Origin of the sequence: Aeromicrobium sp. Leaf272, from assembly GCF_001422865.1 — a bacterium.
Lineage (GTDB): Bacteria > Actinomycetota > Actinomycetes > Propionibacteriales > Nocardioidaceae > Aeromicrobium.
Genome location: NZ_LMMY01000009.1, coordinates 484,482 through 484,929, shown reverse-complemented (window position 1 = coordinate 484,929; position 448 = coordinate 484,482). Strand labels below are relative to the sequence as shown.

The following is a 448-nucleotide window of genomic DNA, read 5'->3' as shown; positions in this document are numbered from 1 at the left end:
GTTCTGGCCCTGGTCCTCCTTGAGGATGTCGGCCTGCACGGTGCCGCGGACGTTCTTGAGGGCGTACGAGCGCAGCTCGGCGTGCTCGGCCTCGGAGGGCGCGCGGCCCTCCTTCTCCCGGAAGCGGGCGACCTGCTGGTCGACGACGGTGTTGAGGAAGAAGGCCAGCACCGTGGGCGCCGGACCGTTGATGGTCATCGAGACCGACGTGGACGGCGAGACGAGGTCGAAGCCGTCGTAGAGCGCCTCCATGTCGTCGAGCGTCGCCACGGAGACGCCCGACGTGCCGACCTTGCCGTAGACGTCGGGCCGCGGGTCGGGGTCGCGGCCGTACAGCGTGACCGAGTCGAAGGCGGTGGACAGGCGGGTGGCGTCGCCGTCCTCGCTCAGCAGCTTGAAGCGACGGTTGGTGCGGAACGGGTCGCCCTCGCCGGCGAACATGCGCGCC

General features: G+C 70.5%; 1 protein-coding gene. It reads right to left on the bottom strand.

Translation table 11 applies throughout. The annotated features are described in order from the left end of the window. Positions 1-448: methylmalonyl-CoA mutase family protein (locus ASF38_RS18735; protein ID WP_235497379.1), on the bottom strand; the 448-nt coding region annotated here is incomplete at both ends.